Origin of the sequence: Crenothrix polyspora (assembly GCF_900163755.1) — a bacterium.
Taxonomy (GTDB): domain Bacteria; phylum Pseudomonadota; class Gammaproteobacteria; order Methylococcales; family Methylomonadaceae; genus Crenothrix; species Crenothrix polyspora.
In genome coordinates this window covers 1-1,209 of the sequence record NZ_FUKI01000075.1, presented here as the reverse complement: position 1 = coordinate 1,209, position 1,209 = coordinate 1, and the positions used below count along the sequence as shown (strand labels likewise).

At 45.0% G+C, this 1,209-nt stretch carries 3 protein-coding genes; all 3 read right to left on the bottom strand.

Going from position 1 to position 1,209, the window contains the following annotated elements:
- The coding region (locus tag CRENPOLYSF2_RS19470; protein WP_140396795.1) for a DUF4277 domain-containing protein at nt 1–178 on the bottom strand (178 nt) is incomplete at its 3' end.
- A 155-nt stretch (nt 179–333) separates the two neighbouring features.
- Nucleotides 334–825 carry a hypothetical protein gene (locus tag CRENPOLYSF2_RS04305; RefSeq protein ID WP_087142727.1) on the bottom strand — a complete coding sequence of 164 codons (492 nt, stop codon included), beginning with the start codon at nt 823–825 and terminating at the stop codon, nt 334–336.
- Between the two features lie 32 nt (nt 826–857).
- Complete coding sequence (locus CRENPOLYSF2_RS04300) at nt 858–1,157, bottom strand: transposase (protein ID WP_419185542.1); 300 nt, start codon at nt 1,155–1,157, stop codon at nt 858–860.
- Nucleotides 1,158–1,209 lie beyond the last annotated feature (52 nt).

Genomic DNA, 1,209 nt, shown 5'->3' with positions numbered 1-1,209 from the left:
TCGGTTTGTTGGAAAATCCTAAGCCATTGATAATCATGCCTGCAACCGTTTCACCAGCCGATAAGGTCTCTCCCTCATAAGTCCCTAACCGCCCGTCAATCAACTCGGCAATTTTTAAATCTTTGATGACACCGGCAACAATGCCTAAGTGGTCTAAGCGCTCTATGGAGTAGTTCATGCTTGCCCCCGTGTTTTGAGTTATTTTTCTGTGCCTAATTAAATGACAAGTCGGCACTTAAGTCTAAATCAAAATTTAACGGGAGGGTAGCCGCTCAATGTGAGTAAAACGCTTGCGATACCAATAATATGCCTCTTCTGCTGTCTCAAGATTGGTTACCCATATATGGGATTTTTATACGAACGCCCCCACCATGCAACCGCATTAACAATAGCGTTACGGTTATCCGTAAACTCAAGACCCTCGATAAAAACAGGCTCACCACCACGCAGCGGACAAACCTCAAGGAGCTGGAAACACTCACCTTCTTCATATAAGGCGCTACCCTTACTGGTACGGCACACATATTTCCAGCCAAAACTATCAATCGTGTTTACCCATTCTGCACCGTCAAATTCTCCGTCCCCAAGACAGATAACATCAGCGCCTACCGGTATCAATGCCCGCACCGCACGAATCAAGTCAATATGCATGGCTTCGGGAAAATGCCCTTTTTTGCCTTTGCGAGTTATCCATAACACCGGAATAACCCGCCCTTTATAGAGTACGCTAACCATTAAGGTCACGCATCCGCACCCCGTTGTGCTGCCGTCGATAATCAAAACTATGGTTTGTCGAGCAAGTGCTGTCAATAAGTAGTAACCCATAAATTATTTGGCTCATATTGGATTCCAGGGAGCTAACTGACTATCAGTTCCAACAACGAGTTTAGCAACGCCTTGCCACGTTTTTTTACATTATGGACGAACTCGAAAAACCCTAAATAGATTGGCAAGTAACACTGCGAAATACCACGGTGCGGTCTTAACCAGGAACGTAGGAGTGACCAAAAGCCCTCCATGGTATTCACATGTACCTCGTGGAACCCATCGCCGTCTTCATCACGGGCATATTCGCCACTGCCATGACAAACACTTTTGTGTGAATATCCCCAGGCTTCCAACCGGTCGTATATTGCATATTCATCGGCTCTGTACATGACAAAAAATTATAGCGATTGGCAACATTGTTTTAAATCAATAAATTGAAGC